We start from the raw sequence: 26,775 nt of genomic DNA on the forward strand, positions 1-26,775 counted from the left end.
GTTTTTTACTCGCGACAGCGAACAAATTTGCACAGTTATTTTCGAATCAGAACACTAGAATAGCCCCACCTTATTCGGAGCCAGAGCCTTTATGTCAGAGTCGGTTGACGCCCCCGGGCTGTCAGATTTACCGCTGGAAGACTTGGTGGCCTGTCATGAGTGCGACCTGCTGATGCGCAAGCCACAACTTGCCCATGGCGAAAAAGCCCTCTGCCCGCGCTGCGGTTACGAGTTGTACGCCCATCGCCATAACGTGGTGCAGCGCAGCCTCGCCTTGGTGATCGCAGCATTATTGCTGTACATCCCGGCAAACTTTTTACCCATCATGCAACTCAATATCCTCGGGCAATCGTCACAGGATACGGTGTGGAGCGGCGTGTTAGGTCTATTCAACACCGACATGCAGGGCGTTTCGATCGTAGTTTTCCTGTGTAGCATGGCCATACCGCTGCTCAAGTTGCTGTGCCAGTTATTCGTGTTACTGACGATCCGCTTCGATATCGGCCGCAGTTACGGTTTGCTGCTCTATCGCATTTATCACCACCTCAAAGATTGGGGAATGCTTGAGGTCTACCTCATGGGCGTACTGGTGGCGATCGTCAAACTGGCGGACATGGCCGCCATCACCGTAGGCCTCGGTTTGGCGTGTTTTATCGGTTTGTTGTTGGTTCAGGTCTGGCTGGAAGTGGTGATGTCGCCACATCAGATCTGGCAGGCGTTATCAGGAGAAAACGCTCATGCGGGCGATTGATGCAGGCATTTTGATCTGTACCGAATGCCACGAACTGAACAAGCAGGACGCGGACACCGATGAGCAAACCTGCACCCGTTGCGGTGCGCTGGTTCATGCCCGGCGTCCGAATAGCCTCGTGCGCACTTGGGCACTGCTGATAACGGCAGCGATTATCTATATCCCGGCCAATGTCTTGCCGATCATGACTGTCAGTTCTTTGGGTCAGGGTGATCCGAGCACCATCATGTCCGGCGTGATCCAACTAGTGCAGCACGGCATGATTCCGATTGCCGCCGTGGTGTTTATCGCCAGTATTCTGGTGCCGACCTTCAAACTGGTGGGCATCGCGTTGCTGCTGTTTTCAGTGCAACGACGTCAGCCATTGTCCGCCCGTCAGCGCATCTGGATGTACCGTTTTATCGAGTTTATTGGCCGCTGGTCGATGCTCGATATTTTTGTGATCGCCATTCTCGTGGCGGTCGTCAACTTCGGCCGGCTTGCCAGTGTCGAAGCCAATCTTGGCGCCATCGCCTTCGCCAGTGTGGTGATTCTGACGATGCTCGCCGCAGTAACTTTCGATCCCCGACTGATTTGGGATAACACGGAGTCGGACGACGACCATGACTGATTTGCCCGTAGCGAAAACCCGACCGGCTTCGAACTGGTCTGCCATTTGGGTACTGCCTCTGATCGCGCTGATCATCGGTGGCTGGCTCGGCTGGCGTGCCTATTCCGAAACCGGTATCGAGATCCAGGTCCGCTTCGAGAGTGGCGAAGGCATCCAGGCCAATAAAACCGAGGTCATGTACAAAGGCATGCCGGTCGGTAAGGTCAAGGCGCTCAAGCTCGACGATGAAGGCAACTCCAAAGGCGTGATCGCCACCGTCGAGATGAATAAAGACGTCGAGCAATACCTCAAGACCAGCACGCGCTTCTGGCTGGTCAAACCGAGCGTGACCCTGGCCGGCATCACCGGTCTGGAAACTCTGGTTTCGGGTAACTACGTCGCTATCAGCCCTGGCGAAGGCGAGCCGACGCGCAAGTTCAAGGCGCTGGCCGAAGAGCCGCCGCTGTCGGACGCCAAACCCGGTCTGCACCTGACCATCAAGGCTGATCGTCTCGGTTCGCTGAACCGTGGCAGCCCGGTGTTCTACAAGCAGATCAAGGTTGGCCAGATCAAAAGCTACGTGCTGTCGGAAGATCAAAGCACCGTTGAACTCAAAGTCTTCATTGAGCCGACCTACGCCAAACTGGTGCGTAAACACACGCGTTTCTGGAATGCCAGCGGCATCAGCATCGACGCCAACCTGTCCGGCGTGAAAGTGCGCAGCGAATCGCTGGCCAGCATTGTCGCGGGCGGTATTGCCTTCGCCACGCCGGAGAACCGCAAGGACAGCCCGCCGACCGATCCAAGCCTGCCGTTTCGTCTTTATGAAGACTTCGATGCGGCCGCTGCCGGGATTCGCGTGAAGGTCAAACTCAGCGACTTCGAAGGCCTGCAGGCTGGCCGCACGCCGGTGATGTACAAAGGCATTCAGGTCGGCAACCTGAAAGCACTGAAAGTCGATCCGGATCTGAACAGCGCGACTGCCGAGTTGACGCTTGATCCTCTGGCCGAAGACTATCTGGTCGACGGCACCCAGTTCTGGGTGGTCAAACCGTCGATTTCTCTGGCTGGGATCACCGGCCTGGAAGCGTTGGTGAAAGGTAACTACATCGCCGTGCGCCCGGGTGACAAGGGCGCAGCGCCGAAACGCGAGTTCGAGGCACGGCCGAAAGCGCCGCCGCTGGATCTGCGTTCGCCGGGCCTGCACCTGGTGTTGTTCACCGACACGCTCGGTTCGATCGATGTCGGCAGCCCGATTCTGTACAAACAGGTCAAGGTCGGTTCGGTGCAGAGCTATCAGTTCTCCAAGACCCGCAAGCAATTGGTGATCGGCGTTCACATCGAGAAGGAATACGAAAACCTGGTCAACGCCTCGACGCGCTTCTGGAACGTCAGTGGTGTCACGCTGACCGGCGGTTTGACCGGCGGGATTCAAGTGAAGAGCGAGTCCCTGCAAACCCTGATGGCCGGCGGTATCGCTTTCGAAACACCGCAAGCCAAGGCACCGCTGCAGAAACGCATTCCGCGGTTCCGTCTGTTCGCCAATCATGATGACGCCAATCAAAAGGGCGCTGTGGTCACGATCAAAGTCGATCGCGCCGACGGCCTGCGCAGCGGCACACCGGTTCGCTTCAAGGGGCTGGATGTCGGCAAGATCGAAAGTGTCGATCTGACCGATGATCTGCAATCGGTCATCCTCACGGCGCGGATTACCGAAGTACCGGAGAAGATCGCGCGAATCGGCAGTCAGTTCTGGGTGGTCAAACCGGAGCTGGGCCTGATCAAGACAGAAAATCTGGAAACCCTGGTGACCGGAAAATACATAGAAGTGCAACCGGCAGCGAAGAACCTCGGCCCGCAGAAGAACTTTGTTGCCCTGGCCAATGCGCCGGAAGTGACCAAGCAAGAAGCGGGGCTGAGTCTGGTATTGAGCGCGGCCCGTCGCGGTTCGCTGAAACCGGGTGTGCCAGTGACTTACCGCGAAATCACCGTGGGCAAAGTCACCGGCTATGAACTGGGGCAGACCGCTGATCGCGTGTTGGTGCACATTCTGATCGAGCCGAAGTACGCGCCGTTGGTGCGCAGCGGCAGCCGTTTCTGGAACACCAGTGGCGTAGGGTTCGATATCGGTTTGTTCAACGGGCTGACCGTGCGAACCGAGTCGCTGGAGACGGCGATTCAGGGTGGGATTGCTTTCGCCACGCCGGATGGCGAGCGCATGGGTAACCCAGCGCGGGCTGAGCAGACGTTCCCGCTGTTCGACAAGTTTGAGGATGAGTGGCTGACGTGGGCGCCGAAGATTTCGCTCGGTAAATAACCTCCAGATTATTCGGTGTCTGAAAGGACGCCATCGCTGGCAAGCCAGCTCCCACAGTGGTCGGTGGTGCACACAAAATTTGTGTATGACATAAAACCCAGTGGGAGCAGCGATGAGGCCCGCAAAGTCAGCAAAAATCCCAAGCCATAAAAAAGGGCCGCGATCCCAGCAGATCGCGGCCCTTTTTATTGCCGTCAGTTAATACCGATCAAACCGCATCCAGCTCCGGCTCATCCGCTTCAACGTTCAGCGTCGCCTTCACCACATCATGGCGGCGGATGTACTTCCAGTCCGCCTCATCAATGTAGATCCCCGCCGGGCCGCTGCCGCCTTCCAGGTCGATCGCGACACTGGCGCAGACCTGCGGCTTCACACTCGCCAGAATCGGCACGAAGCCCAGTTGCAGACTGGTTTCCAGCAACGCGGCCTGGTTCTTCTCGTCGATGTCCGCCGCTTCATCGAGGTAGTACGGCAGACGTACGCGACCGGCCAGATCGCGATCCATCAAGTGCAGCAACAAATACATGTTGGTCAGCGCCTTGATGGTCATGGTCGTACCGTTGGACGCCGCGCCGTCGATGTCGGTGTGAATCACCGGTTGGCCGTTGACCTTGGTGATCTCGAACGCCAGCTCAAACAAGTCCTTGAGACCGAGCTGGTTGTGGTTTGCCGCCACCAGCCGCGCCAGGTATTCCTTGGCCTCTTCGTTCTTGTTGTCCTGCTCGGCGCTCTGGCTCAGGTCGAACACCGACAGGGTTTCGCCTTCTTCGTACTGACCGGCGCTGTGGATGATCTGGTCGATGTGCTTGAGCGCTTCCTTGTTCGGCGCGAGGACGATGCGGAAGCTCTGCAGGTTGGAGACCTGACGCTTGTTGATTTCGCGGTTGAACAGCGCCAATTGATGCTCGAGGCTATCGTAGTCGCTGCGGATGTTACGCAGGGTCCGGGCGATGTCGGTGACCGCCGCACGACGGGCCTTGCCCAGCGTCAGCGCTTCATCGGTACGGTGCGCGTAAGCGTTGATCAGCAACGACAGGCGGCGTTCCATATCGTCTTCGCTGTCGAACTTGGCCACGCCTTTCAGACGCACCTGCGCGTACAGCGCTTCAATCTGACCGTCGGCACGCAGCAGGCCCTGCCAGCTGTCCTGATAGTCGTTGAGCAGCGGCAGCAGGTTGTCCATGGAATCGTCGACCGGATCCATGAACGGCGTACCGAACGGCAGATCCGCCGGCAGCAACTGACGACGGCGCAGCGCGTCGTCGAGGGTGCGCTGTTTGGCTTCCATATCCGCGATCTGGCGGCCGACCAGTTGTAGCTTGGCGGACAGTTGCTGGACGCGCTCGGTGAACGCATCGCTGGAGCGCTTGAGTTCATCCTGAGCGGCTTCCATCTGCGCCAGTTGCTCGAGCTTGTCGCCTTCTTCGGCGCTCAGGGTCTGGGTGCGCCGGAAGTCTTCCAGGGCTTTCTGCGCGTCCAGCACCTGCTGGTACAGCGCTTCAGTCTGGGTTTTGCTCGCGGCGCGGTCAGCAGCAACGGCCTGTTGGGTCTTGAGCTGTTTCAGCTCTTTTTCCAGACGCTCTTTCTGGTCGCGCAGCGCAGCGCGGTCGGCCAAGGCCTGTAGCGCCGGTGGCTCGATGTGCGAGATGTCGATCGACAGGCCCGGCACTTCGAAGCGCTCGCCTTTGAAGCCATCGAGGATCAGCTCAACCGATTTGACCCACTCGCCTTCCTCGTCGAGGGTGATGCCGTGTTCGCCCAGCGGCAGGCTGAACAACGCGCTATTGAACAGGCGCATCAAACGCTCGACGTCCTGTTGCGAGAACTCTTCGCGCAGGCGGGCGTAGCTGTTGTTGTCGGCGTGATCGAGTTGCTGCTTCACCGACTTCAGGCGTTTTTCCAGGTCGCGCAGGCGCTCTTCCAGATCTTCGGCACTGAACTGGCGGGATTGTGCCAAGGCGCCGGCCAGTTCGTCGTGAGCGTCTTTGGCTGCGAGCAGTTGTTGCTCAAGCACTTTGACGTCATCGACCAGCGCGAAGCGGTTTTTCAATACCGACAACTCGCCGAGCCAGCGCTGGATGCCGGAAATTTCCCGCTCCAGGCGCATCAGTTCCTGAGTGCCACCGCGTTGATCATTTTGCAGATCGTCCTGCTCGCGACGGTAGTGCTCGGCCTGAATGGTCAGCTCTTCCTTGCGCGCATTGGCGTAGTCCGACCAGGTGCCGAGCAGCGAATCGAGCAGTGGCGACAGGCGATGCAGTTTGCCGCGCAGCACGTCGCGCTGTTTCACGCCATTGGCCAAGGCCTCAACCAACGGGCCGGCAGCGACCAGTGAGTTGTAGTCCTGCTCCATGCGGCGTACGTCGCGGAAGGCTTCTTCGCACGCGGCGATGTAATCGACGCTGCCGGAACGCAGGCTGTGCTCGAACGCATCGAGGAACAGCTGCTTGAGTTTGGCTGCCGTGATTTCGCGCATGTGCAGCAGGTTGATGAACAACGCGCGGAAGGTCTTCAGGCTCTGCTCGCTGGTGGAGCGCAGCGGGATCAGGGTCAGGTCCAGCGGGATCGACGTGTGACCGCCGACCAGCAAGCGACGCAGTTCGTCCGGCTTGAGTTCGTAGGCTTTCAGGCCTTCTTTCTCAAGGTTGCTGAACAGCTCTTTCTGACGCAGGCAGGTGTCGTTCTTCTGGTAATGCGCGAGATCGAGCTTGCCAGCGTAGGCAAAGAACTGGTGACCGAAACCACCGCCCGGGCCGCGACCGACCACGCCGATCACGTGCGGGCCGTGGGGCAGGTTCACTTCGACGAGGATGTAGCTGGTGTCGGAGGCGAAGTAGAAGCGCCGCGATTGTTCGAGGCTGTACTTGCCGAAGCTCATGTCCGACATGCGCGCCAGAATCGGGAACTGCAAGGCGTTGATCGACGCCGATTTACCGAGGTTGTTCGCGCCGTAGACCGACAGCGGTTCTTCCAGCGGGAACAGACCGAGGCTGTAACCGGCGGTGTTCAAAAGGGCAAAGCGGCGGATGCCGTAGCGTTCCTGGCTCATGCGTCGGACTCCTGTTCTTCGGCAATGGCGCGGGCCAGTGCGTCTTCTTCGCTCTCTTCTTCAAATTCGGAAAGATCGAGCGGGTCGTCGGTTTCGAGGAATTTGGCTTCGGCCGCTTCGTCGATCAGCACCGGTGCCGGCAGCGGCAGAACGCTGTGCACGCTGGCCGCCAGATCACGGTCCTGCTGCACCGACAGGCACACGTCGAGGAAACGGTGCATCGGCGGGAGGAAGCGGTACACGCCGTTTTCTTCACCGGCAAAACCGAGCTGGGTCATGCGGCGCATGATTTTTTCTTCCAGCTCTTCGACGGTCTGCACTTCGGCCTGGATGAACAGGTCGCGGTACTTCTCCAGCAGCGATGGCAACTCTTCGCGGCCGAGGCTGCCGCCATCGAGCACGGCGATCGGGTCGCGGCCCTGATCGGCCAGGTGCTCGACGAGGATGAAGGTGAACAGCGCCAGACGCTGGGCGGTCTTGTTCACCGCCGCAGCGGCCATGTCCGGCACGAAGTAGTAGAAACCACGGGTGTCGCAGACCAGTTCAAAACCCAGCGCCTTGAACAGCGTGCGGTACTGATCCTGGAAGTTCGACAGTTGCGCGTACAGCTCCGGGTCGCGGCGGCTGACGTGGTAACCCTTGAACAGCTCGCGGAAGATCGGCGCGAGTTGCGACAGTTCGGAAAGATCAAGATGCATTGGATGTGCTCGCGGAATTCTCGGCGGCGGTATCGCTGGCCGAGAGCAGGGCGAAGGAGCGCAGGCTGACCTGGTGCTCGTGAGTGTGGTATTCGCGGCGTTCCAGACGCTCACGCTTGAAGCGTTTTTCCCGCGACAGGCGCGAGAACCAGTAGAGCAATTCGTCGGTGGCGCCGTCCGGTTCCTGCTCCAGCAGCCAGGTCATCAGATCCGGCATCGGCAGGGCTTCTTCGCAACGGTCGACCATCTCGCGCACGGTGCGTGGCGCGCGCGGGGCTTCGCCTTTCTGGGTCTTGTGCGCCTTGGGGAAGCGCGCCGGTTTCGGCTCGAAACGCGCCAATGCATAGACGTAGGCTTCGACCTGACTGGCGCTGCCGAGGAAGGTGCTTTGCGGCCGGGTGAACAGCGGCATCGCCGCTTGCGGCACGGCATCGATGCCTTTACGCCGAATGGCGGCCAGAGCCAGCGCCGCGCCACGGGTCACGGCGTTGTGCCGGCGCGCTTCTTCACGCAGCGGCAGCAGCAGTTCGCGGGCGTGACGCAACGTCAGCTGGGCGCTGGTCTGCATTTCGAGGATGCGCGCGTGGGTGCGCAACAGCATGTCGTCATCGACCAGATGGCCGAGGCGCTGCTGTTCGCTGAGCATCTTCAGCAACACGGTTTCGACCTTGCGCACGCCTTGTTCGAAGGCGCCGTCGGCGTTCACCAGATCGATCATCGGCTCGACGTATTCGTCCCACGTCGCCAGTACTTCGGCGTAACGCTGACGCAATGGAATCTGCCGATCGCTGGTCTTCGCGCGCTCGGCCACGGCGACCAGGGCCTGTTCGTCGTTGTCGAGCTTCTTCAGCACGTCGCGCACGCGCATGTCGAGCAGACGCAACTGGCGGGCGAGGTCGTGGCCGTCGCGGACTTCGAAAGCGTCCTGAATGTAACCGGCCAGACGTTCGAGGTGACGCAGATAAGCTTCGATTTCCAGGCACAGGCCCAAGCGGTGTTCACGCCGCAGGTACGCGAGGAAATCGTGGATCTGTGCGTTCAGCTCGAAACGGTTCGGGCTTTTCGCCACCGGAATCAGGATATCGAGGCGAATCCACACGTCGAGCAGGCTGGTGATGTCCTGCGGCGTGCTGTCCAGTTGTTGGGCGGCCAGTTGCGAGCGCAGTTCGTTGAGGCTCAAAGTGCCTTGGTCGAAGTGCTCACACAGTGGCTCAAGCAGTGCCCAGTGTTCAGCGAGGGCGCGCAAGACGCGCTTGGGTTCGATCATCGGAATGCCCGGCTGGTTGGCAATGAAAAGCGGCGATTGTACTGCATCACGAAGGATGCGATTCACTCTCGGGACGGACTGTCGCTTTCTTTAGATCAAGTCTATCGATCAACAACGGGCGATCTTGAGCGAACGGCGGTAGAATCAGCGCACTTCAGTTATCCACAAGTGGCCGACCCTTGCTTATCGAGTCCCGCCGCCGCGCCTATTTGAACGCCATGCAGGTGGTCAACTGGCTGCCGCGCACCGAATTGCCCTTTGCCGCACCGTCACGGCCCGAGCTGCTGGACATGCCCGAGCCTGAGGTGGAGGCGCCGGTGGTGCCCGCGCCGCAGGCCGAAGCGCCGGTGCAAACGGTTGCCGCTCGTCCGGTCGAACGGCCGAAAATCGAAGTCCCGCGGCCGTCGCTGGCGAGCACCCGCAACGGTGCCAAACCGGTGGAAGTGGTTGACGACACACCGGTCGTCGCCAAACCGGCACCGGTGCCGCCGCCGCGTTTCGCCCTGCAACTGTTGCGCGCCGGGCGTTGCCTGCTGCTGGTCGAGTTACCCACAGGTGAAGCCTTCCAGAGCCGCGATCCGGCCTATCTGTTGCTCAAAGACATGCTGCGCGCCGCCGGTCTGCCGGATGCGCCGCAGATTGTCGGCGAGCCGGTGCGCTGGCCGTGGCTCAATCGCGGCACCATGGATCAAGGCCCGGAGGCGGCGCGCGATTTCGTCCAGGGTTTCCTTTCCGTGCAAATGGAAGCCGCGCCGTGCGCCTGCCTGTGGCTGATCGGTCTGCCGGCGGTGCGTTTTGCCGGTGAAGCGGACGCCGAAGCATTCAATCGTGAATTGCAGATCGAAGGTCTGGGCGCGGCCTGGGCCATTCCCGGTCTGGAATTGTTAATGGAAGAGCCACAGCGCAAGGCCGCTGTGTGGCAAGCCATGCGTCGGCTGATGGCGCGCTGGAAAGAATCGAATGAGTGACGCTGTATCGTTCCGCCCGATGACCGAGGCGGATCTGGAAACCGTGCTGAAAATCGAGTACGCCGCTTACAGCCACCCGTGGACCCGGGGGATTTTTCTCGACGGCCTGGGCAAATACCAGATCTGGCTGATGTTCGAAGGCCAGCAGCAGGTGGGGCACGGGGTGGTGCAGATCATTCTGGATGAGGCACACCTGCTCAACATTACCGTCAAACCGGAAAATCAGGGGCGTGGCCTGGGGCTGACGTTGCTGGAGCATCTGATGTCGATTGCCTACAAGGCTGACGCTCGGGAATGCTTTCTGGAAGTGCGTGACAGCAATACGGCGGCGTTCAAGTTATACGAGCGCTATGGCTTCAACGAGATTGGCCGGCGTCGGGATTATTATCCGGCGGTGGGCGGACGTGAAGATGCCGTGGTCATGGCTTGCACCCTGGTTGACTGATTAACTGCAGGAGCTGCCGAAGGCTGCGATCCTTTGATTTTGCTTCTGCTGTTACGAAACAAGATCAAAAGATCGCAGCCTTCGGCAGCTCCTACAGAGTTTCAGCTCAAGTGATCAGCGATTGCCATCCAGCGGATCGCGCCGCGCCAGTTCCGCCTCATCCAGCCCGTTGCCACCGCCAATATCATCTTCATCAACAATGCTCAGGTCCCAATCGGCCTGATTGCCTTCCCCGGCCTCTTCGGCATCCCGTGCGCCATCTTCATGAATCAGCGTTTCCGGGCTCAGGTCATCGTCGGTGGGTTCATGGTCGGCGGTCGATGCGCCGGTAAACCCGGCCTCGCGCACCCGCTCGTTCGGCATCAACTGCTCGCGTTCACGTTCCGGGATTTCATCACCGATTTTCGCGCTGGGTTCGTCTTCGTCGAAATCCAGCTCATGCACCGAACCCATGCGGTCTTCGTTATCATCGATCGGTTCCGGTTGCACCGCGTCAAAAGGGCGTCGTGAATCAGTCATGGCAAATCCTCATACTGTGGGCCTTACTAAGGTGGACTCATCGGGCACACGAGAATTCCCACGAAATCACTTGCGATTCTGGCGTGACCCCGACCGGCGGTCGTCTGTCAAAGCAGCGCATCTTTCTTGAGGCCTTACAGCATGCACGACTTACAAGACCTGATTGATAACAACGAGCGTTGGGCTGACGCGATCACCAAGGAAGACCCGGATTTCTTCGCCAAACTGGCGCGCCAGCAAACGCCGGAATATCTGTGGATCGGCTGTTCCGACGCACGCGTGCCGGCCAACGAGATCGTCGGCATGCTGCCGGGCGATCTGTTCGTGCACCGCAACGTCGCCAACGTGGTGCTGCACACCGACCTCAATTGCCTGTCGGTGATCCAGTACGCGGTCGATGTGCTCAAGGTTAAACACATTCTCGTCACCGGCCACTACGGCTGCGGCGGTGTGCGCGCGTCGATGCAGGATCGCCAGTTCGGCCTGATCGACGGCTGGCTGCGCTCGATCCGCGATCTGTACTACGAAAAGCGCGAAGAGCTGGCCAAGTTGCCGACCGAAGAAGAGCAGGTCGATCGTCTCTGCGAACTCAACGTGGTCCAGCAAGTGGCCAACGTCGCGCACACCAGCATCATCCAGAACGCCTGGCATCGCGGGCAGAGCCTGTCGATCCACGGCTGCATCTACGGCATCAAGGATGGCCGCTGGAAAAGCCTGAACACCACCATCAGCGGTTTCGAGCAATTGCCGCCGCAATACCGTTTGCGTCCGGTTGGCGCGTTGTAACGAACGCTTTCAACGCAAACCCGAGTGCCGCCAGCGCTGTAGAAAGTGGTAGCCCTCGATGCTGGGTGGTTCGTCGTAACCGGTGATCCACCCTCGGCAGCGTTTGGCCCCGCAGCCGCAGGCAAACTGATGCAGCAGTTTGTCTTCGGTGGCGGCGTAGTCCATGGTCAGCCGCTCCCCCCTGTGGATATCTTTCAACGCCCACAACCACAGCTCGCTCATGTCGAGGAATACGTTGGGGTCGCAGGCGTGTTCGATCAAGCCGCAAAAGCGCGGATCGTAAATATGGATGCCCGTCAGCATTTGTCGGGTCTGTCGGCAGCGATAGGGCAGTAGTTGTCCGGACACCCGGCACATCCGGCGACTTTGTAAAAACTCACGCCGCGCCGCGACCGCCACAGGGCTGCGGTGCGCATCGTGGATGATTTCGAAATCGGCCCTGGCAGGGAACCCCAGGCGCACGGGCAAACCGGCGAAGGGGTAAATACCTTCAGTATCGCGTGGCGCCGATTGCGTCATGGCATGGATGTTCATAACAGTCCTTGTCGCAAAGATTTTGCGACTTCCTTGGGGTGACGTCCTGTCATTGCTGCAACACGTCTATTTGGATCCAATCGTGTCGTATTAGGTATAGCCGGTCTACTGTCAGATCTGACAGGCGATTTAGACGCTTTCCCGCGTCAGCATTGGCTGACACGGGAGCGCTTCAAGCGATTACAGGTGCGGGGCGGGAACGGCGGTGGCAGGCAGCGGTGCCTGCAATTGCTTCAGTTGGGCCTTGATCGGGGTGGTCGCGCACTTGGCGACGGCCTGCTCCGGGGTCAGGTTGCGGATCGAGGTGTAGAACAATTCGCAGGTTTTGACTTTCTGCGTCACCTGCCACGTCTGCGTGCAACTGTTGAGGGTGGCCTGCGCATCGCTGCCCGGTTTGCTGCCCATGCCCGCTTGCCAGCAGGCCGCGCTCAAATCCTGACCCATGACTTTCAGACCCGCAGCATCAGCCTTGGCCTGTGCGTCGTCGCCGGTGTAGCTCTTCGGGTCAGCGGCGTACCAGATGTAACTCGGGTGGTTGGAACCCAGCACCGGCACGTTCACGCCTTCGCTCGGGCTGATGGTCGCCAGGCCCAGGACATTCACGGTGGGCCCGTATTGCTGCTTGATCCAGTTACGCACCGGCGCGCCAAACGCGACCATCGGCAGCGTTGCGCCGCTGGCGGTCTGACTGAACTGTTTGACCAGGGTGGTCTGGTAGTCCTTGAAGTAGTCATACACGCCTTCCAGATCACTGCCGGCGTTGGACGGTGCGGCGATCGGGGCGATGTCGATAATGGTCTGGAATGCCGGTGTCTCGGCGGCCGGGATGCCGTTGTCGGTGAGCAGCGTCGCCCAGCGATCGGTGGTGTTCGAACGCAGATAGTCCTGCGCCTGGGTCAGCGAGTAATCCGGCGGGAAGTGCAGCAACTCGACACTTTTGCGGTTTTCCAACGCCATGCCCAGCGGCAGAAACAGGTACCAGCTGTAAGCCCATTTGCCATCGGCATTGAGTTTGCTCGCACCGGTGTAGGCCAGATCTCCGGCGTCCAGCAGCGCCGACAGCGGTTTGTCGTAATCCTTTGGCACGCCAGTGATCTCAGCGTAGAGCTGGCCGTTGTCGGTCTTGACCAGCACTTTGGCATCGGCATAACCATCGCGTTGCACGCTCTGGCTGAGGTAATGGGCGACGGTCTGTTCCAGCGTCCAGTTGCGGAAGCAGATCACGCTGCAATTGTTGGGGTAAGCGAAGAGGCGGGTGACGCGTTCGGTGCTGCCCAGTTTCAGATCGACATCGGCGTGGGCGGCTGCGCTCAGTGTGAGCGCGGCGAGGGTGAGTCCTGCGAGTTTGAACATGCTCAGATCCTTTTCAGCGTGGGTTCCCCGCGTGTCGGGGGCGCCTCATAGTGGATCAGCCGCGTTTGACAGAGAAGCCATCATTGGCAGATTTTTGCGCAAACTCGCAGGGCTGGTTTTCAGGCCGGAAAATGCAGGGCATTGGTCAAATCGCCCATGGGTTGCTGGCCCCGGGCAACCATCGCCTCGTCGCGTTGTTTGAGACCGTCGAGGGTTTCCAGCTGGAAGACACGGGTGATCAAACGCAGGATCGACGCGGTGTCGTAGACCGTATGATCCACCGTACCCTTGCGCGCGAACGGCGACACCACCAGCGCCGGCACGCGTGAACCGGGCCCCCAACGGTCGCCCTTGGGCGGTGCGACGTGATCCCACCAGCCGCCGTTCTCGTCGACCGTGACGATCACCACCATGTTTTGCCACTGCCGACTTTCGCGCAGCACCTTCAGCGCACGCACGATATGCCGGTCACCGGAGGCCACATCGGCGTAACCGGCGTGCATGTTCAGGTTGCCTTGGGGTTTGTAGAAACTCACCGCCGGCAGCTTGCCCGCCTCGGCATCGGCGAAGAACTTGTTGGTGCTCGACTCATCCCCCAGCCCAGCATCGCGCAGGCGTTTATTGCGCTCGTCGGGGTTCTCCGGGCCTTGCTGCTTGAAGTAGTTGAACGGCTGATGGTGATATTGAAAGTTGGGGATTTTCGGAATGCCGGCGGAATCCTTGTATTGCTCCAGCGTCGCCTGCCACGCGCCGGCATACCACGCCCAATCAATGTGCTTTTTCGACAACTTGTCGCCGATGTGTTCGTGGGTCTGCGGCACCATCACGTTGGGCAGATCCGCTTTCGAATAAGCCGGGCGCTCAGGGTCGCGAATCCACGTCGGCCAGTAGGGCGGGGCGAGGGTGTTGACGCCGAAGCCGTCCGGGGTCAAAGCACTCGGGCCGAACTGTGGCGGGCCACTCATCGCGCTGGCCGGCGATTGCTCCAGCGGCTTGAGGCGCGGGTCGCTCGGATCATCGCTTTGCAGCGCGGCGATCTGCGATTTGGCCACGGAATTGGCGGCGTCAGGATAGAACGGCGCGGTGGCGCTGATCAGGTATTGGTGGTTGAGAAACGAGCCACCGAAAGCGCCCTGGAAGAAGTTGTCGCACAACACAAACTCCTGAGCGACGTCCCACAGACGCAGGGAATAACGGCTCTGCGCGTAGTGGCCCATGGTCAAGCCGCCGGAGTCGGCCCAGGCGACGAAGCCATCGTTCTTGCCGCCATTGATCTGCATCTGGTTCTGATAGAACACGTGCCACAAGTCGCGGGTGACCAGACCGAACGGCAAGTCCTCGCCATTCGGGCCTTTGAGGGCGAACGGTGCGTTGGGCAGGTTTTCCTGAAATTGCGTGGCGCTGGGGTAGGTCACGCCATCGAGGGTTTGCGGGCCGATCTGCAGGACGCCGCCCCAGACAGGCGGCAGGGTTTGCAGCAGCGAGCCGTCGCGATCGCGTTGTTGATAGTCGGCGGGCTTGAGCGCGGCCAGCGGCTGTTCGACACCGGGGAAATCACCGAACAGGTTATTGAAACTGCGGTTCTCGGCGTAGATCACCACCACGGTTTTCACTTGATCGCGCAGGGCCTTGTCCAGCTCGGCGGGCGTCAGAGGGCGCTCGGCCGGTTTGCCCGGTTGATCACCGGCGGTGCCACACCCGGCCAGTGTGGCACCGACACCGAGCACCGCGACGCCGCCGAGGAAGCGGCGGCGACTGGTGTCGGTAGGTTGATTGGATTCAGCTGCGTCAGTGCCGTCTGTGTCGTCTTTCATCGTTCAGCCCGTTTTGCTTAATTGTTTCAGTATGTTTCGGGCGGACGCTAGCAAGGCAATGTGACGGTTGGGTGACAGAGCGTTTTGTCGTTGCGCTCCTAGCCGGGCATGAACTGGGTGAGCGAAAAGCCGAGCCTGCCGGCCGCTGTCATGGCGGTCATGACCAGCAGAAAGAACAATTGCAGCGGACTGAAGTGCGCCCAGTGCAGCGCCGTCAGCCAAGGACGGCGCTGGCTCAGTTCCGGATCGAGCGAGCCGATACGGCGTTCGTGCACCAGCCCGATCAGGAGCGTGCCGACATAAGTGAGCGCCCCCAGCGGCCCGAGCAGCAGCGAAAACAGCAGCACCATCACCCCTTGCGGTACTCCGTGGCGTATCACCAGCCAGCGCGTGTCAGGGTTCCATTTGCGTGGAATCAGCCATTCGGTGAGCCACAGATCCGGCACGATGACATAGGACGTGAGCACCACCCACCAACTCAGGGCAAAGCGGAAAAACCAGACCGGCACACAGGCAAATATCATTGGAATGAAGATGAGGTGCATGGCTGTTTTTTCTTGCGAGGGCAGATGTTGCAGGAACAGCGCCAGGGCAATGGCCGCCCACACACGTACCCAGGTTTCGGCAGCGATGGGCCGTGGAAAAAAACGCCGCCAGTAAAAAACATCGGCGTAGGGCAAACGTGCGAGCAACTCGGGGAAGCGCCACGTGAGTTTTTCCGACAAGTCATGGCAGGCCTGCCATTCATTCTGGCCAAAGCCGTCGATGATCTTCTTCTGCTGCAAAGGCTTGAGCGGGTTGATCAACAGATGCGCCGCCTGAACGTCGGCCGCCCACGTGCGGTCACTTTCCGCCTTGGCGCGCAGATTGTCGTAGAAGCTTTCCTGGTCGCAGCGTTCGATCAAGGCGTCCCAGAGCCAGTCCGGCTGCGGGTGCAGGCCTTTGTTGTGATCCCAGCCGAACAACTGGCCGATGCGGTCGAACAGCGGCACGCTCCACTCAGTGTCATTGAGCAAGTGCAGCAGGTTTTGTTGCCACTGTTCACGGCGATCGAATACCTGCAGCCATGGCTGAGCACTGTAGCGCTTGAGCAAATTGAGGAATTCGCGCTCGCTGTGGCTTTCCAGCAGTGCCTGCAAGGCGTTTCGATAGTCGGACATCAGGCTCTCGGTAAGTCCGTCACGCTGACGATCATTCATCGGCACGTCTTGCCACGGCCCCAGCCATCCAAGGTTTTCGACGGCCCAGTGCAGCAGCGGGCTGCGCAGATGTGGCTGGTCAAAACACCGTTGCAGCAACAGCCTTTCGAACGCCCTGGCGCAGCCTTGCTGTTGCGCCTGATTCCAACGCTCGTCGAGGTTGTCTGGTGACAGGCCTTCGAGCAGTTGCTGCGCGGCTTGCGTTTCAACCGCGTGCGCATCTACATGAGTGTCCGCGGCCATGGGCTCGACACGTCGAACCTCGGCCCTTTCGGGCGGCACGAACGGCTCCGGGGCGGCCGGGCTGACGGGCAGAAACTCAGGGGCGGCAACATCCCACGAAGGGTTTTGCGGGTGGCTGTGTTTGTTTGCCAGCGCAGCATCGAACGCCAGTGCGGCAAAAGTGCTGGAGGCCGTGGCCACGGCGACGTCTTCTTCGTCCGCAGGCTCAGCGTTTTCAAGGCGCCACCGGGCAATCGCCAGCGCTTGTTCGTAGGCTTCGCGCAAGCGCTGGAAACCTTCGGCATCCTCATCGGGGCGGAAGGTTTTCAGCAGGCGCGCATAGGCGCGCTTGATGTCGCGGGCGTCGGCGTCATCGTGCAGGTGCAGCACCGACCAGCAATCCATGGCCAGGCTCCTTATTGCCACGGGGTGCGATCAAGTTCGTTCAGGCGGCGGCTCAAGTCGGTGCGCACTTCACGGATCTGGCGCTCGTCCTGAGAGTCGAGCGCGATCTGGAATTGCTTGGCCCAATCGCCCATCAGATCACGCAGATCGCCCAGGCTTTCCTGATAGAGACGCTCCAGACGGGCACTCAACAGCGTGTTGACCTGTTGCTCGCGCGGATGAATCTTCAGCTGCGCAAGGTTTGCCAGGCGCTGCTGGATCTCTTCGGGCGAGAGCACCCCCGGATTATTCTCGATGACCAGCGAATGCTGCTGCCCGGTCAGGGGGATTTTCACCTGCGCTTCGAGCAGGCCGTTGTTGTCGTAGGTGAAACGCACATCGAGGGCAACTTCACCGGCCTTGCGCTTCGGCACCTTGATGTCCAGCTCGCCGAGCGCCACGTTGTCTTTGACCAGGCGGCTTTCGCCCTGAAAGATCCGCACGACCACCTGTTCCTGATTGTCGTGCAGGGTGTACACGGTCTTGACCCGACTGACCGGGACGATGCTGTTGCGCTCGATGATCGGCAGGTAGTGGCCGCTCTCATAGTTGCGGCCGACCTGGGTGGAGGTCTCGATGCCCAGCGTGTAGGAGCAGACATCGGTCAGCACCACTTCTTCCAGCGCTGCGGCGCGAGCCTTGAGTGCCGCTTGAATCGCCGCGCCCTGGGCCACGACCTGATCGGGATCCAGAGTGATCGACGGAAAGCGGCCGAACAACCCGGCGGCAAGTTTGCGCACCAGCGGCATGCGCGTGGTGCCGCCGACCAACAGAATCTCGTCCAGATCGCTGACGCGGATGCGCGCATCGCGCAGGGCTCGTTCAATCGGCGCGCGCAGGCGCTCGAGCAGCGGCATGTACAGCGTCGCCAGCTGTTGCTGGGTGATGGTTTGCGTCCACTGCCGCTCACCGAGCTGCAAGCGGAATTCGGCGCTGTCGTCCTGACCCAGTGCCTTGCGCACACGCTCGGCCTCGCGACGCAGCGGCTGGATGACGCTGCTGCGCTCAGGGAAATCGGCGGCCGAGCGGTGCTGGCTGATGAAGTGCTCCAGCAGCACCGTGTCGAAGTCTTCGCCACCGAGGAAGTTGTCACCGGCGCTGGCGCGCACTTCCATGACCCCTTCGAACAGCTCCAGAATCGACACGTCAAACGTGCCACCACCGAGGTCGAAGACCAGGAACGAGGTTTCCTTGTCGCGCTGGTGCAGTCCATAGGCGAGGGCGGCGGCGGTCGGTTCGTTGATCAGCTTCTCGACCTTCAGCCCGGCCAGTTCGCCGGCGATGCGCGTGGCTTTGCGTTGCGCGTCGCTGAAGTAGGCCGGGACGCTGATCACAGCTTCGGTGACGGTTTCGCCGAACGCGCGCTCGACGTCTTCTTTCAGGCTTTTGAGCACCAGCGCAGACAGTTCTTCCGGGCGAAACGCCTTGTCGGCCAGATAAATTTCCGTGGCGCTGCCCATGTGGCGCTTGAACAGCGACGCGGTCAGGCGCGGATGCGTGTGCAGACGCTCGCGCGCCGCCTGACCCACCAGAATCCGGCCTTGATCATCCAGACCGACTACGCTCGGTGTCAGGAACTGGCCCAGGGCATTGGGCACCAACTCGGTGGCATCGCCACGCCAGACGGCGACCAGGCTGTTGGTGGTTCCCAGGTCAATCCCTACGATCATTGCAACGAACTCCCTTTGCGCTTGGTAAAAAATGGAAACATTTATGGGCGCGCAGAATATTACCGAGGGAGCGATGCGGTAAAGCAGGATGATGGCTCTGAGCCATTATTTGCGACAGGCAGCCCGACACAGGGCTGTTTCAGGAGAAAAGTGTGGGGCGCGGCCATCATGACTGCGCCCCCGCTTTGGGTTAAGGCATCACTGGCGGTGTATACGCCAGCGTCGTCCCCAACGCCCACAGCAACAGCAGCACCAGCGGCGTGTGCACCAGCAGTTGCACGAAAGAGAAACCGATCAGATCCCGTGCCTTCAACCCGAGTACGCCGAGCAGCGGCAGCATGTAGAACGGGTTGATCAGGTTCGGCAGCGCTTCGGCCGCGTTGTAGATCTGCACCGCCCAGCCGAGGTGGTATTGCAGATCATTGGCGACCTGCATCACGTACGGCGCCTCAATGATCCACTTGCCGCCACCGGACGGGATGAAGAAACCGAGAATTGCCGAATACACGCCCATCAACAGCGCATAAGTGTCGTGGGAGGCGATGCTGACGAAGAACGTCGAAATGTGATGCGCCAGGGTTTGCGCGTCGGTGCCTTTGACCGTGGTCATCAGCGCAGCAATCGAGCCGTACAGCGGGAACTGGATCAACACGCCGGTGGTGGTCGGCACCGCCCGGGCCACGGCATCGAGGAAGCTGCGCGGGCGCCAGTGCAGCAATGCGCCGAGCATGATGAACAGGAAGTTGTAGGTATTGAGGCCGGAAATCGCAGTGATCGCCGGTTTGCTCGAGAACTCGTGAAACAGCCATCCCGCCGCCAACAGCACCAACACGATGATCAGCAGTGGACTGTGCTCCAGCCATTCACCCGGCCGTGTGCGCGGTTGCAGCGGTGGCAGGTTGAAGGCCGGGTCGATGCCGCAGGCCTTGGCGTCGCGCGCCGAGTTCGGCCCGGGTGCGGTGGCGTAGGCGATGATGATCGAGATCACGATCAGCGCCAGCAGCATCACGCCGGACTGCCAGAGGAAAATCGTTTCGGTGAACGGAATCACCCCGGTGATCGACAGGATCGACGGCGGCAGGCTGGCGGGGTTGGCTTGTAACTGCGCAGCCGACGACGACAAACCCAGTGCCCACACCGCACCAAGGCCCAGATAAGCCGCAGCACCGGCGGCGCGGTAATCCATTTTCAGATCGGTGCGGCGGGCGAGGGCGCGCACCAGCAAACCGCCGAACACCAGCGACAGGCCCCAATTGAGCAGGGACGCGACCATCGAGATCAGCGCCACCCAGGCCACGGCGGAACGGCCGTTTTTCGGGATACGTGCCAGGCGATCAATCAGTTTCACGGCGGGCGGCGAGCTGGCGACTACGTAGCCGCCGATCACCACGAAGGCCATTTGCATGGTGAACGGGATCAGACTCCAGAACCCGTCGCCGAACGCCATCGCCGCATCGGTGGGTTTCGCGCCCATGGCCAAAGTGGCCAAAGCGACGATGATCACCGCCAGCGCGGCGAATACCCAGGAGTCGGGAAACCAGCGTTCGGCAAAGCTTGAACAGCGCAGGGCAAAGCGCGCAGAGCGGCTATCTTCGATATCAACGGCCACAGGGAGTACCTCGGATTTTTATGGTTATTGTGGTCCGCGGGAACGCTCGCCGATCTCGACAACACAGAGATCCGTGTGGGAGCGAGCCTGCTCGCGAAGAAGTCGGCACATTCAACATTGAAGTTGGCTGGGCTGACGCTTTCGCGAGCAGGCTCGCTCCCACATGGGTTCACGGCGGTTGGCCGGCGTTGGCGTGGTCCCGCTGGACAGGCATTAACAGTAATTCAACGGCCGACTCTTTGTGAGCCGCTTTTGCAAAACCGGGACTATGGTCTAACGGGTTGTCCATCCGCCCGTTTGCGTAGACCATGGGCGCCTTGGTTTTTTGCCTGATTCAGAGTTCTTTGCCATGACTGCCCAATCCCCGGCCAAACCCGCGCCGTTCAGCCGTTCCGACTACAAGACCCTCGGCCTTGCGGCCCTTGGCGGCGCGCTGGAAATCTACGATTTCATCATCTTCGTGTTCTTCGCCCTGACCCTCAGCCAGTTGTTCTTCCCACCGGAAATGCCCGAGTGGCTGCGTCTGCTGCAAAGCTTCGGGATCTTCGTCACCGGCTACCTGGCGCGGCCGTTGGGCGGAATTCTGATGGCGCATTTCGCTGACAAACTCGGGCGCAAGAAAGTCTTCAGCCTGAGCATCCTGATGATGGCGCTGCCGTGCCTGCTGATCGGGATCATGCCGACTTATGCCCAGATCGGTTATTTCGCGCCGTTGCTGTTGCTGGCGCTGCGCATCCTGCAGGGCGCGGCGGTTGGTGGTGAGGTGCCGAGCGCCTGGGTGTTCGTCGCCGAACACGCGCCGGCCGGCCATCGTGGTTACGCGTTGGGCTTTTTGCAGGCCGGGCTGACCTTCGGTTACCTGATCGGCGCGTTGACCGCGACGTTCCTCGCGCAAGTGTTCACCCCGGCGGAAATCCTCGATTACGCCTGGCGTTACCCGTTCCTGCTCGGCGGCGTGTTCGGTGTAGTCGGCGTTTACCTGCGCCGCTGGCTCAGCGAAACCCCGGTGTTCATGGCCATGGAAGCGCAGCGCGAGGCGCGGGTCGAACTGCCGCTGCGCACGGTGCTTCGCGAGCATCGATTGGCGATGCTGCCGGCGATGCTTTTGACCTGCGTGCTGACCTCGGCGGTGGTGGTATTCGTCGTCATCACCCCGACCATGATGCAGAAAACCTTCGGCATGACCGCCAGCCACACCTTCGCGCTCAGTGCATTGGGCATCGTGTTTCTCAATATCGGCTGCGTGATTGCCGGGTTGCTGGTCGATCGTTTCGGTGCGTGGCGCACGGTCATGCTCTATAGCCTGCTGCTGCCGCTGGGCATCGGCGTGCTTTACGGCTGCCTGATCAGCGGTGGCGAGTGGATTGGTATCGCGTATGCCATTGCCGGCCTGGCCTGCGGCGTGGTCGGCGCGGTGCCGTCGGTAATGGTCGGGTTGTTCCCGGCGCGTATCCGCGTGTCAGGCATTTCCTTCACCTACAACATTGCCTACGCCGCGTGGGCGAGTATCACACCACTGTTGCTGATCGGTCTGATGCCATGGAGCCCGTGGATCTGTGTGATGTTCTGCGCTGTGATGGGCGTGGTGGGGCTGTTGAGTGCCGCGTATTTCGGCTCGCGAATGCCACGCACAGGACAATGTCAGGTCGCCGGAACCGCCTGACAGCGTGCGCTCGAACTATTTTTGACCGACGGGTCGCAAGCGCTCTTCAGAAATTTTTTTCAAGGCCGATGGCTAGGCTGTATCCCGCTTTCTATCCTGCCCATCGGTACTTTCCCATGTTCAACAAACGCCTGAAGCAAGAGCTGGCCACTCTTCGTGAAGAACTCTCCAGCCTTGTGCAAGTGAAGGAAAGCCTGGAAAGCGAGATGCTGGTGCTGAACCTTGAGCCCGACGGGCGCATTCAATCGGTCAACCAGAACTTCCTCACCGAGATGCTCTACAAGAGCCAGGACCTGATCGGGCGGGTGATTGAAGACATCGTCCCGGCTCATGTGAAGACCGACGAATTCCACCACCGTTTCAAAAACGCCATGACCCGCGGCGAGCATTTCGCCGGCGCCGTGCGCCTGTTGCGCGGCAACGGTGAGGAAGCGTGGCTGCGTTCGATCGTGCAACCGGTGCGGTCTTCGGATGGGCGGATCAAGCACATTTCGCTGTTCGCCAGCGACCTGACCCGCACCATCGAAGCCTCGCGTGAACACGAAAACCTGATCGGTGCGCTGGTGCGTTCCACCGCTGTCATCGAATTCGACCTCAACGGCAATGTGCTCAACGCCAACGACCGCTTCCTCAGCGGCATGGGTTACAGCCTGGCGCAGATCAAGGGCAAACATCACCGGATGTTCTGCACGCCGGAGGAATACAACAGCGCTGAGTACCAGAATTTCTGGCGACGTCTGAACAACGGCGAATTCGTGGCTAACCGCTTCAAGCGTGTCGACAGCCATGGCCGTACCGTGTGGCTGGAGGCGTCCTACAACCCGGTGGTCGATGCAAACGACAAACTGTACAAAGTGGTGAAGTTCGCTACGGTGATCACCGATCAGGTCAATCGCGAGCAAGCCGTCGCCGACGCGGCCAGCATCGCCTACAGCACCTCGCAGCAAACCGACAGCACCGCCCAGCGCGGTACCACGGTGGTGACTGAAGCGGTCAACGTAATGCGAGATCTGTCGCGACACATGCAGGCTGCCGGCGAAGGCATTGAAGCGCTGAACGAGCAGTCGCAGGTGATCGGCACCATCGTCAAAACCATCAGCGGCATTGCCGAACAGACCAACCTGCTGGCGCTCAACGCCGCCATCGAAGCGGCCCGTGCCGGCGAGCAGGGCCGAGGCTTTGCGGTGGTGGCGGACGAGGTGCGGCAATTGGCGTCGCGCACCAGTCAGGCGACTGAAGAGATCGTCACCGTGGTGCGGCAGAACCAGGAAATGGCGCGCAACGCCGTGGCCCTGATGACCGACGGCAAACTCCAGGCTGAACAAGGCCTGGCGCTGGCGGCGGAGGCGGGCACGGTGATTGTCGAGATTCAGGATGGCGCGCAAAAAGTAGTGGATGCAGTCGGCCAGTTTGCCAATCAACTCTCCAACTAATCTCCACTGATCCATTGTGGGAGCGAGCCTGCTCGCGAAGGCGTCAGTTCACTCAGCAGTGCTGTTGACTGACACACCGCTTTCGCGAGCAGGCTCGCTCCCACAGGTTTTTCACCCGCCTTCTTTCTGTGGTCTGGCGCTACAATCGGCTCCTTTTCCCCCGGAGCAGATCCCCATGAGCGATTCCCACCGCCGCCCGGTGCCCCTGAACAAAGCCTACCGTTTGCTCAACCACGGGCCGACCGTGCTGGTCAGCGCCGCCCATGATGGCGAGCGCAACATCATGGCCGCCGCCTGGGCGATGCCGCTGGATTTCGAACCGCCGAAAGTCGCCGTCGTCCTCGACAAATCCACCTGGACCCGCCAGTTGCTCGAAGCCTCCGGCACCTTCGTGCTCAATGTGCCGTGCGCCAATCAGGCCGACATCGTGCAAACCGTCGGTAATACGTCGGGCCTGGAAATCAGCCAGACCCAAGGGCAAGACAAGTTTCAGGCCTATGGCCTGCAGACTTTTGCTGGTGAACAAGTCGAAGCGCCGCTGCTTGACGGCTGCGTCGCCTGGCTGGAATGCCGTTTGCTCCCGGAGCCGCGCAATCACGAGCAATACGACCTGTTCCTCGCCGAAGTCATCGCCGCCCACGCCGATGAGCGCGTGTTCAGCGACGGGCGCTGGCATTTCGAGGGGCATGACGGCTTGCGCACCTTGCACCACGTGGCGGGTGGGCATTTCCTGACGATTGGTGATGCGGTGGATGGCAAGACGCTCGCGGTCTGAATGGGCTGATGGCAAAACATTGCCGGATGTTGCAAGGTAGTGGGCATCGTCGAACCAATCAGGCGCATGCCCATGGATCTTGCCCTTTCGAGTTATCTGGCGCCGCTGCTGTCGCTGGCCCTGTTGTGGACAGTCGCGGTGGTCACGCCCGGTCCGAACTTCTTCAACATCGCGCAACTGGCGGTTAGCCGTTCTCGCCGCCATGGCGTTGTCGCGGCGCTCGGCGTTGCCAGCGGAACGGTGTTATGGGGGCTGGCGGGGGGCTTGGGCATTCAGTCGCTGTTCAGCGCGGCGCCAACGCTGTACCTGAGCTTCAAGATTGCCGGCGGCTGTTACCTGATCTACCTCGGGCTCAAGCAGTTCAAGCGCAAGGCGCCGATCGTCCCGGGCGCGCCCGATACCTCGGAGCAGACATTGCTCGGCGCTTACGGGCGGGGCTTTCTGGGCAACATGACCAATCCCAAGTCCGCACTGTTCGTCGCCACCATCTTCGCCACCGCCATGCCGGCTCATATTCCGCCACTGTTGCTGGCGCTGGCGGTGCTGACCATGGCGACGTTGTCGTTCAGCTGGTATTGCTGCGTGGCGCTGTTCTTCGCCAGTCGGCGGATTGCCGGTTTGTATGAGCGTTCGCGACAATGGCTGGATCGCTTGGCCGGTGGTTGTTATTTGCTGTTTGGGGCGCATCTGGTGGCTAATCGCTGAGCCGAGTGATCTCCCGAGTTAATCAGTTGCATGAAAAAAGGCCTACCTCTCGGTAAGCCTTTTTTGTTTTGCGTCCTAGCCTCAATTCCCTAACGCTTCGCCTTCACGCCGTGGATCCGCGCCGCCTTCCAACGACGTTTTCCCCTGCGCATCCTTGACCCGCACGATGGCCTGGGTGCCGCTGGTCATGTCGATTTCATTCACCGCATGCCCTTTGTCTTTCAGCGCCTGAATCAGCGCCGGGCTGAACTGGCCTTGTTCCAGTTCGGTGGGGCCGTTGCGGCTGCCGAAGTTGGGCAGGCTGATGGCGCTTTGCGGGTCGAGGTTCCAGTCGAGCAGGCCGACGGTGGTTTTCGCCACGTATTCGATGATTTGCGAACCGCCCGGTGAGCCAACGCTGGCGAGGAATTCGCCGCTGTGGCGATCGAAGATCAGCGTTGGCGCCATCGACGAGCGTGGGCGTTTGCCGGGTTCGACGCGGTTGGCGACTTTCTGTCCGTTTTCTTCGGGGATGAACGAGAAGTCAGTCATCTGATTGTTCAGCAGAAAACCCTGAACCATCAGGTGCGAGCCGAACGCGGCTTCGATGGTGGTGGTCATCGACACCGCGCCACCAAGGTCATCCACCGCGACCACTTGCGAGGTGGAGATGCGCAGCGGCGAACGGTCCGGGGCGTAGGCCACTTGTACGCCCGGCGGTGTGCCCGGTTTGGCGCTGCCCATGCTGCGTTCACCGATCAGGCTGGCGCGGCTGGCCAGATAACCCGGATCGACCAGGCCTTTGACCGGCACCGGCACGAAGTCGGTGTCGGCGACGTATTGCGCGCGGTCGGCGTAGGCCAGACGTTCGGCTTCGGCGATCAGATGCACAGCCTCTGGCGCCGGTTCGATGCCAGCCGGTTTGTCAGTTTTCACCGGTTTCAGCGGTGTCAGCGAAAGACCTGGATCGCGGGTTTCCAGCGCCTGCAAGATGCCGAGAATCTGCGCCACGGCGATCCCGCCCGACGACGGTGGCGGCATGCCGCAAACCTGCCAGCGTTTGTAGTCGGTGCACAGCGGCGCGCGTTCCTTGGCCTGATAGCGCTGCAGATCGTTCAGCGACAGGCTGCCGGGGTTGGCGTGGCCTTGCACTTTGGCGACGATTTCTTCAGCAATCGGGCCTTTGTACAGCGCGTCGGCACCTTCGTTGGCGATGCGTTTGAGCACTGCAGCCAATGCCGGGTTTTGCAGACGCGTGCCGACGGCTTTGACGCTGCCATCAGCGTTGAGGAAATACTTGGCCATGTCGGGTGATTTGCGGACCACCGGATCTGATTCCAGCAGCGAATGCAGGCGCGGCGAAATGGCAAAGCCTTGCTCGGACAGTTTAATCGCCGGTTCAAACAGCTTGGCCCAAGGCAGGCGACCGTGTTGTTTGTGCGCCATCTCCAGCGCACGCAGTACGCCCGGTGTACCGACTGAGCGACCGCCAATCTGTGCCTGCGGGAACGACATCGGCTGGCCATCGGCACGCAAGAACAGCTTCTCGGTAGCGCCGGCCGGTGCGGTTTCGCGACCGTCGTAGGTGCGAACCTGTTTGCCGTCCCACAACACGATCATCGCGCCGCCGCCGATCCCGGACGATTGCGGCTCAACCAGCGTCAATACCGCTTGCATCGCAATCGCCGCATCAATTGCCGAACCACCCTGACGCAGCATCTCGCGCCCGGCTTCAGCGGCCAGTGGATTGGCAGCGGCGGCCATGTGTTGGCTGGCGTGGCGGGTTTGCAGATCAGTGCGGTAACCGGAAGCGGCTTCCGGGGCCAGCGGCAAGGTCGAGGAGGGCGGGGCGTTGCACGCGGTGAGGGTCAGGGCGCTGATGATTAGCGTCAGGGCTGGCAGGCGAAAGCGGCTCAAGGGCAAGGCTGAAAACACGCGGGCTCTCCGTCCGTGGATAAAAAGTCTCAGGGACTTTATCGACCGCTC

The 26,775-nt window shown here is 60.8% G+C and carries 20 protein-coding genes and 2 pseudogenes; 11 read left to right on the plus strand and 11 right to left on the minus strand.

Translation table 11 applies throughout. The features are described 5' to 3' along the window. The first annotated feature begins 91 nt into the window (after positions 1–91). The 3 genes from QZR14_RS10170 to QZR14_RS10180 are packed head-to-tail and all read left to right on the plus strand — an operon-like array spanning position 92 to position 3,657. Positions 92–751 carry a paraquat-inducible protein A gene (locus tag QZR14_RS10170; RefSeq protein WP_250606160.1) on the plus strand — a complete coding sequence of 220 codons (660 nt, stop codon included), beginning with the start codon at positions 92–94 and terminating at the stop codon, positions 749–751. Beyond that, entirely contained in the window at positions 738–1,361 is a 624-nt protein-coding gene (locus tag QZR14_RS10175; RefSeq protein ID WP_103520098.1) for a paraquat-inducible protein A, read from the plus strand. Before QZR14_RS10170 ends, QZR14_RS10175 begins: the two co-directional genes overlap by 14 nt. Continuing rightward, the gene (locus QZR14_RS10180; protein ID WP_311996478.1) at positions 1,354–3,657 is read left to right on the plus strand and encodes a PqiB family protein; all 2,304 of its coding nucleotides are present in this window, start codon (positions 1,354–1,356) and stop codon (positions 3,655–3,657) included. The genes QZR14_RS10175 and QZR14_RS10180 overlap by 8 nt, the downstream gene beginning before the upstream one ends. A 208-nt stretch (positions 3,658–3,865) precedes the next feature. Here QZR14_RS10180 and mksF read toward each other — a convergent pair whose 3' ends face one another. From mksF to mksB, 3 genes are read right to left on the minus strand one after another with little or no spacing between them, the layout of a single operon-like run. Further along, complete coding sequence (gene mksF / locus QZR14_RS10185; RefSeq protein WP_311996479.1) at positions 3,866–6,706, minus strand: Mks condensin complex protein MksF; 2,841 nt, start codon at positions 6,704–6,706, stop codon at positions 3,866–3,868. Further along, the gene (mksE, locus tag QZR14_RS10190; protein WP_166221109.1) at positions 6,703–7,404 is read right to left on the minus strand and encodes an Mks condensin complex protein MksE; all 702 of its coding nucleotides are present in this window, start codon (positions 7,402–7,404) and stop codon (positions 6,703–6,705) included. Before mksE ends, mksF begins: the two co-directional genes overlap by 4 nt. Next, positions 7,394–8,671 carry an Mks condensin complex protein MksB gene (gene mksB, locus QZR14_RS10195; protein ID WP_250606162.1) on the minus strand — a complete coding sequence of 426 codons (1,278 nt, stop codon included), beginning with the start codon at positions 8,669–8,671 and terminating at the stop codon, positions 7,394–7,396. Before mksB ends, mksE begins: the two co-directional genes overlap by 11 nt. Before the next feature lie 218 nt (positions 8,672–8,889). Between mksB and QZR14_RS10200 the strand changes: the two genes are divergently transcribed. Beyond that, complete coding sequence (locus QZR14_RS10200; RefSeq protein ID WP_250606386.1) at positions 8,890–9,639, plus strand: energy transducer TonB; 750 nt, start codon at positions 8,890–8,892, stop codon at positions 9,637–9,639. Further along, positions 9,632–10,084, plus strand: a complete 453-nt coding sequence (gene rimI / locus QZR14_RS10205) for a ribosomal protein S18-alanine N-acetyltransferase (RefSeq protein WP_007978046.1) — start codon at positions 9,632–9,634, stop codon at positions 10,082–10,084. The genes QZR14_RS10200 and rimI overlap by 8 nt, the downstream gene beginning before the upstream one ends. A 114-nt stretch (positions 10,085–10,198) precedes the next feature. On the opposite strand, the gene QZR14_RS10210 is transcribed toward rimI, so the two are convergent. Further along, on the minus strand, positions 10,199–10,603 hold the full coding sequence (locus QZR14_RS10210; RefSeq protein ID WP_123589259.1) for a serine kinase/phosphatase: 405 nt from the start codon (positions 10,601–10,603) through the stop codon (positions 10,199–10,201). A gap of 141 nt (positions 10,604–10,744) precedes the next feature. Between QZR14_RS10210 and can the strand changes: the two genes are divergently transcribed. Next, on the plus strand, positions 10,745–11,389 hold the full coding sequence (gene can / locus QZR14_RS10215) for a carbonate dehydratase (RefSeq protein ID WP_003228196.1): 645 nt from the start codon (positions 10,745–10,747) through the stop codon (positions 11,387–11,389). 9 nt (positions 11,390–11,398) lie between these two features. On the opposite strand, the gene QZR14_RS10220 is transcribed toward can, so the two are convergent. The 6 genes from QZR14_RS10220 to QZR14_RS10245 form a co-directional block, all read right to left on the minus strand. Next, on the minus strand, positions 11,399–11,923 hold the full coding sequence (locus QZR14_RS10220) for an SET domain-containing protein-lysine N-methyltransferase (protein WP_311996480.1): 525 nt from the start codon (positions 11,921–11,923) through the stop codon (positions 11,399–11,401). 180 nt (positions 11,924–12,103) lie between these two features. Continuing rightward, positions 12,104–13,276, minus strand: coding sequence for a hypothetical protein (locus QZR14_RS10225; protein WP_311996481.1), 1,173 nt, complete (start codon positions 13,274–13,276; stop codon positions 12,104–12,106). A gap of 119 nt (positions 13,277–13,395) precedes the next feature. After that, the gene (acpA, locus tag QZR14_RS10230; protein WP_311996482.1) at positions 13,396–15,090 is read right to left on the minus strand and encodes an acid phosphatase; all 1,695 of its coding nucleotides are present in this window, start codon (positions 15,088–15,090) and stop codon (positions 13,396–13,398) included. Between the two features lie 98 nt (positions 15,091–15,188). Beyond that, a complete protein-coding gene (locus QZR14_RS10235) occupies positions 15,189–16,916 on the minus strand; it encodes a J domain-containing protein (RefSeq protein WP_311996483.1) in 1,728 nt (575 codons plus the stop codon). 11 nt (positions 16,917–16,927) lie between these two features. After that, positions 16,928–18,625: a molecular chaperone HscC gene (locus QZR14_RS10240; protein ID WP_250606167.1), complete on the minus strand. Its 1,698-nt coding sequence runs from the start codon at positions 18,623–18,625 to the stop codon at positions 16,928–16,930. A 190-nt stretch (positions 18,626–18,815) separates the two neighbouring features. Further along, entirely contained in the window at positions 18,816–20,234 is a 1,419-nt protein-coding gene (locus QZR14_RS10245; protein WP_311996484.1) for a short-chain fatty acid transporter, read from the minus strand. Positions 20,235–20,583: 349 nt separating this feature from the next. Here QZR14_RS10245 and QZR14_RS10250 point away from each other — a divergent pair, with 349 nt between their 5' ends. The 5 genes and pseudogenes from QZR14_RS10250 to QZR14_RS10265 all read left to right on the plus strand — a co-directional run bounded on the left by QZR14_RS10250 (position 20,584) and on the right by QZR14_RS10265 (position 24,810). Beyond that, positions 20,584–21,897, plus strand: coding sequence for an MFS transporter (locus QZR14_RS10250; protein ID WP_250606169.1), 1,314 nt, complete (start codon positions 20,584–20,586; stop codon positions 21,895–21,897). 206 nt (positions 21,898–22,103) lie between these two features. Further along, positions 22,104–22,790, plus strand: a pseudogene (locus tag QZR14_RS28045) (PAS domain-containing protein); the annotation flags it as partial. A 102-nt stretch (positions 22,791–22,892) separates the two neighbouring features. Continuing rightward, positions 22,893–23,330: pseudogene (locus QZR14_RS28050) on the plus strand (methyl-accepting chemotaxis protein); the annotation flags it as partial. A 175-nt stretch (positions 23,331–23,505) separates the two neighbouring features. After that, entirely contained in the window at positions 23,506–24,105 is a 600-nt protein-coding gene (locus tag QZR14_RS10260; RefSeq protein ID WP_311996486.1) for a flavin reductase family protein, read from the plus strand. 72 nt (positions 24,106–24,177) lie between these two features. Continuing rightward, on the plus strand, positions 24,178–24,810 hold the full coding sequence (locus QZR14_RS10265; protein ID WP_311996487.1) for a LysE family translocator: 633 nt from the start codon (positions 24,178–24,180) through the stop codon (positions 24,808–24,810). 81 nt (positions 24,811–24,891) lie between these two features. Here QZR14_RS10265 and ggt read toward each other — a convergent pair whose 3' ends face one another. Further along, positions 24,892–26,724 carry a gamma-glutamyltransferase gene (ggt, locus tag QZR14_RS10270; protein WP_311996488.1) on the minus strand — a complete coding sequence of 611 codons (1,833 nt, stop codon included), beginning with the start codon at positions 26,722–26,724 and terminating at the stop codon, positions 24,892–24,894. Positions 26,725–26,775: the final 51 nt, after the last annotated feature.

Origin of the sequence: Pseudomonas sp. rhizo66 (genome assembly GCF_031931925.1) — a bacterium.
In the GTDB taxonomy this organism is placed as follows: Bacteria; Pseudomonadota; Gammaproteobacteria; order Pseudomonadales; family Pseudomonadaceae; genus Aquipseudomonas.

Bases quoted from the DNA above. Each gene is read 5' to 3' on its own strand.
- QZR14_RS10200 (WP_250606386.1), top strand. From the start codon at position 8,890: ATGCAGGTGGTCAACTGGCTGCCGCGCACCGAATTGCCCTTTGCCGCA.
- QZR14_RS10175 (WP_103520098.1), top strand. From the start codon at position 738: ATGCGGGCGATTGATGCAGGCATTTTGATCTGTACCGAATGCCACGAA.
- QZR14_RS10265 (WP_311996487.1), top strand. From the start codon at position 24,178: ATGGATCTTGCCCTTTCGAGTTATCTGGCGCCGCTGCTGTCGCTGGCC.
- QZR14_RS10210 (WP_123589259.1), bottom strand. From the start codon at position 10,603: ATGACTGATTCACGACGCCCTTTTGACGCGGTGCAACCGGAACCGATC.
- mksF (WP_311996479.1), bottom strand. From the start codon at position 6,706: ATGAGCCAGGAACGCTACGGCATCCGCCGCTTTGCCCTTTTGAACACC.
- rimI (WP_007978046.1), top strand. From the start codon at position 9,632: ATGAGTGACGCTGTATCGTTCCGCCCGATGACCGAGGCGGATCTGGAA.
- QZR14_RS10240 (WP_250606167.1), bottom strand. From the start codon at position 18,625: ATGATCGTAGGGATTGACCTGGGAACCACCAACAGCCTGGTCGCCGTC.
- QZR14_RS10220 (WP_311996480.1), bottom strand. From the start codon at position 11,923: ATGAACATCCATGCCATGACGCAATCGGCGCCACGCGATACTGAAGGT.
- QZR14_RS10180 (WP_311996478.1), top strand. From the start codon at position 1,354: ATGACTGATTTGCCCGTAGCGAAAACCCGACCGGCTTCGAACTGGTCT.
- QZR14_RS10235 (WP_311996483.1), bottom strand. From the start codon at position 16,916: ATGGATTGCTGGTCGGTGCTGCACCTGCACGATGACGCCGACGCCCGC.
- QZR14_RS10170 (WP_250606160.1), top strand. From the start codon at position 92: ATGTCAGAGTCGGTTGACGCCCCCGGGCTGTCAGATTTACCGCTGGAA.
- mksB (WP_250606162.1), bottom strand. From the start codon at position 8,671: ATGATCGAACCCAAGCGCGTCTTGCGCGCCCTCGCTGAACACTGGGCA.
- QZR14_RS10225 (WP_311996481.1), bottom strand. From the start codon at position 13,276: ATGTTCAAACTCGCAGGACTCACCCTCGCCGCGCTCACACTGAGCGCA.
- can (WP_003228196.1), top strand. From the start codon at position 10,745: ATGCACGACTTACAAGACCTGATTGATAACAACGAGCGTTGGGCTGAC.
- acpA (WP_311996482.1), bottom strand. From the start codon at position 15,090: ATGAAAGACGACACAGACGGCACTGACGCAGCTGAATCCAATCAACCT.
- mksE (WP_166221109.1), bottom strand. From the start codon at position 7,404: ATGCATCTTGATCTTTCCGAACTGTCGCAACTCGCGCCGATCTTCCGC.
- QZR14_RS10250 (WP_250606169.1), top strand. From the start codon at position 20,584: ATGACTGCCCAATCCCCGGCCAAACCCGCGCCGTTCAGCCGTTCCGAC.
- QZR14_RS10260 (WP_311996486.1), top strand. From the start codon at position 23,506: ATGAGCGATTCCCACCGCCGCCCGGTGCCCCTGAACAAAGCCTACCGT.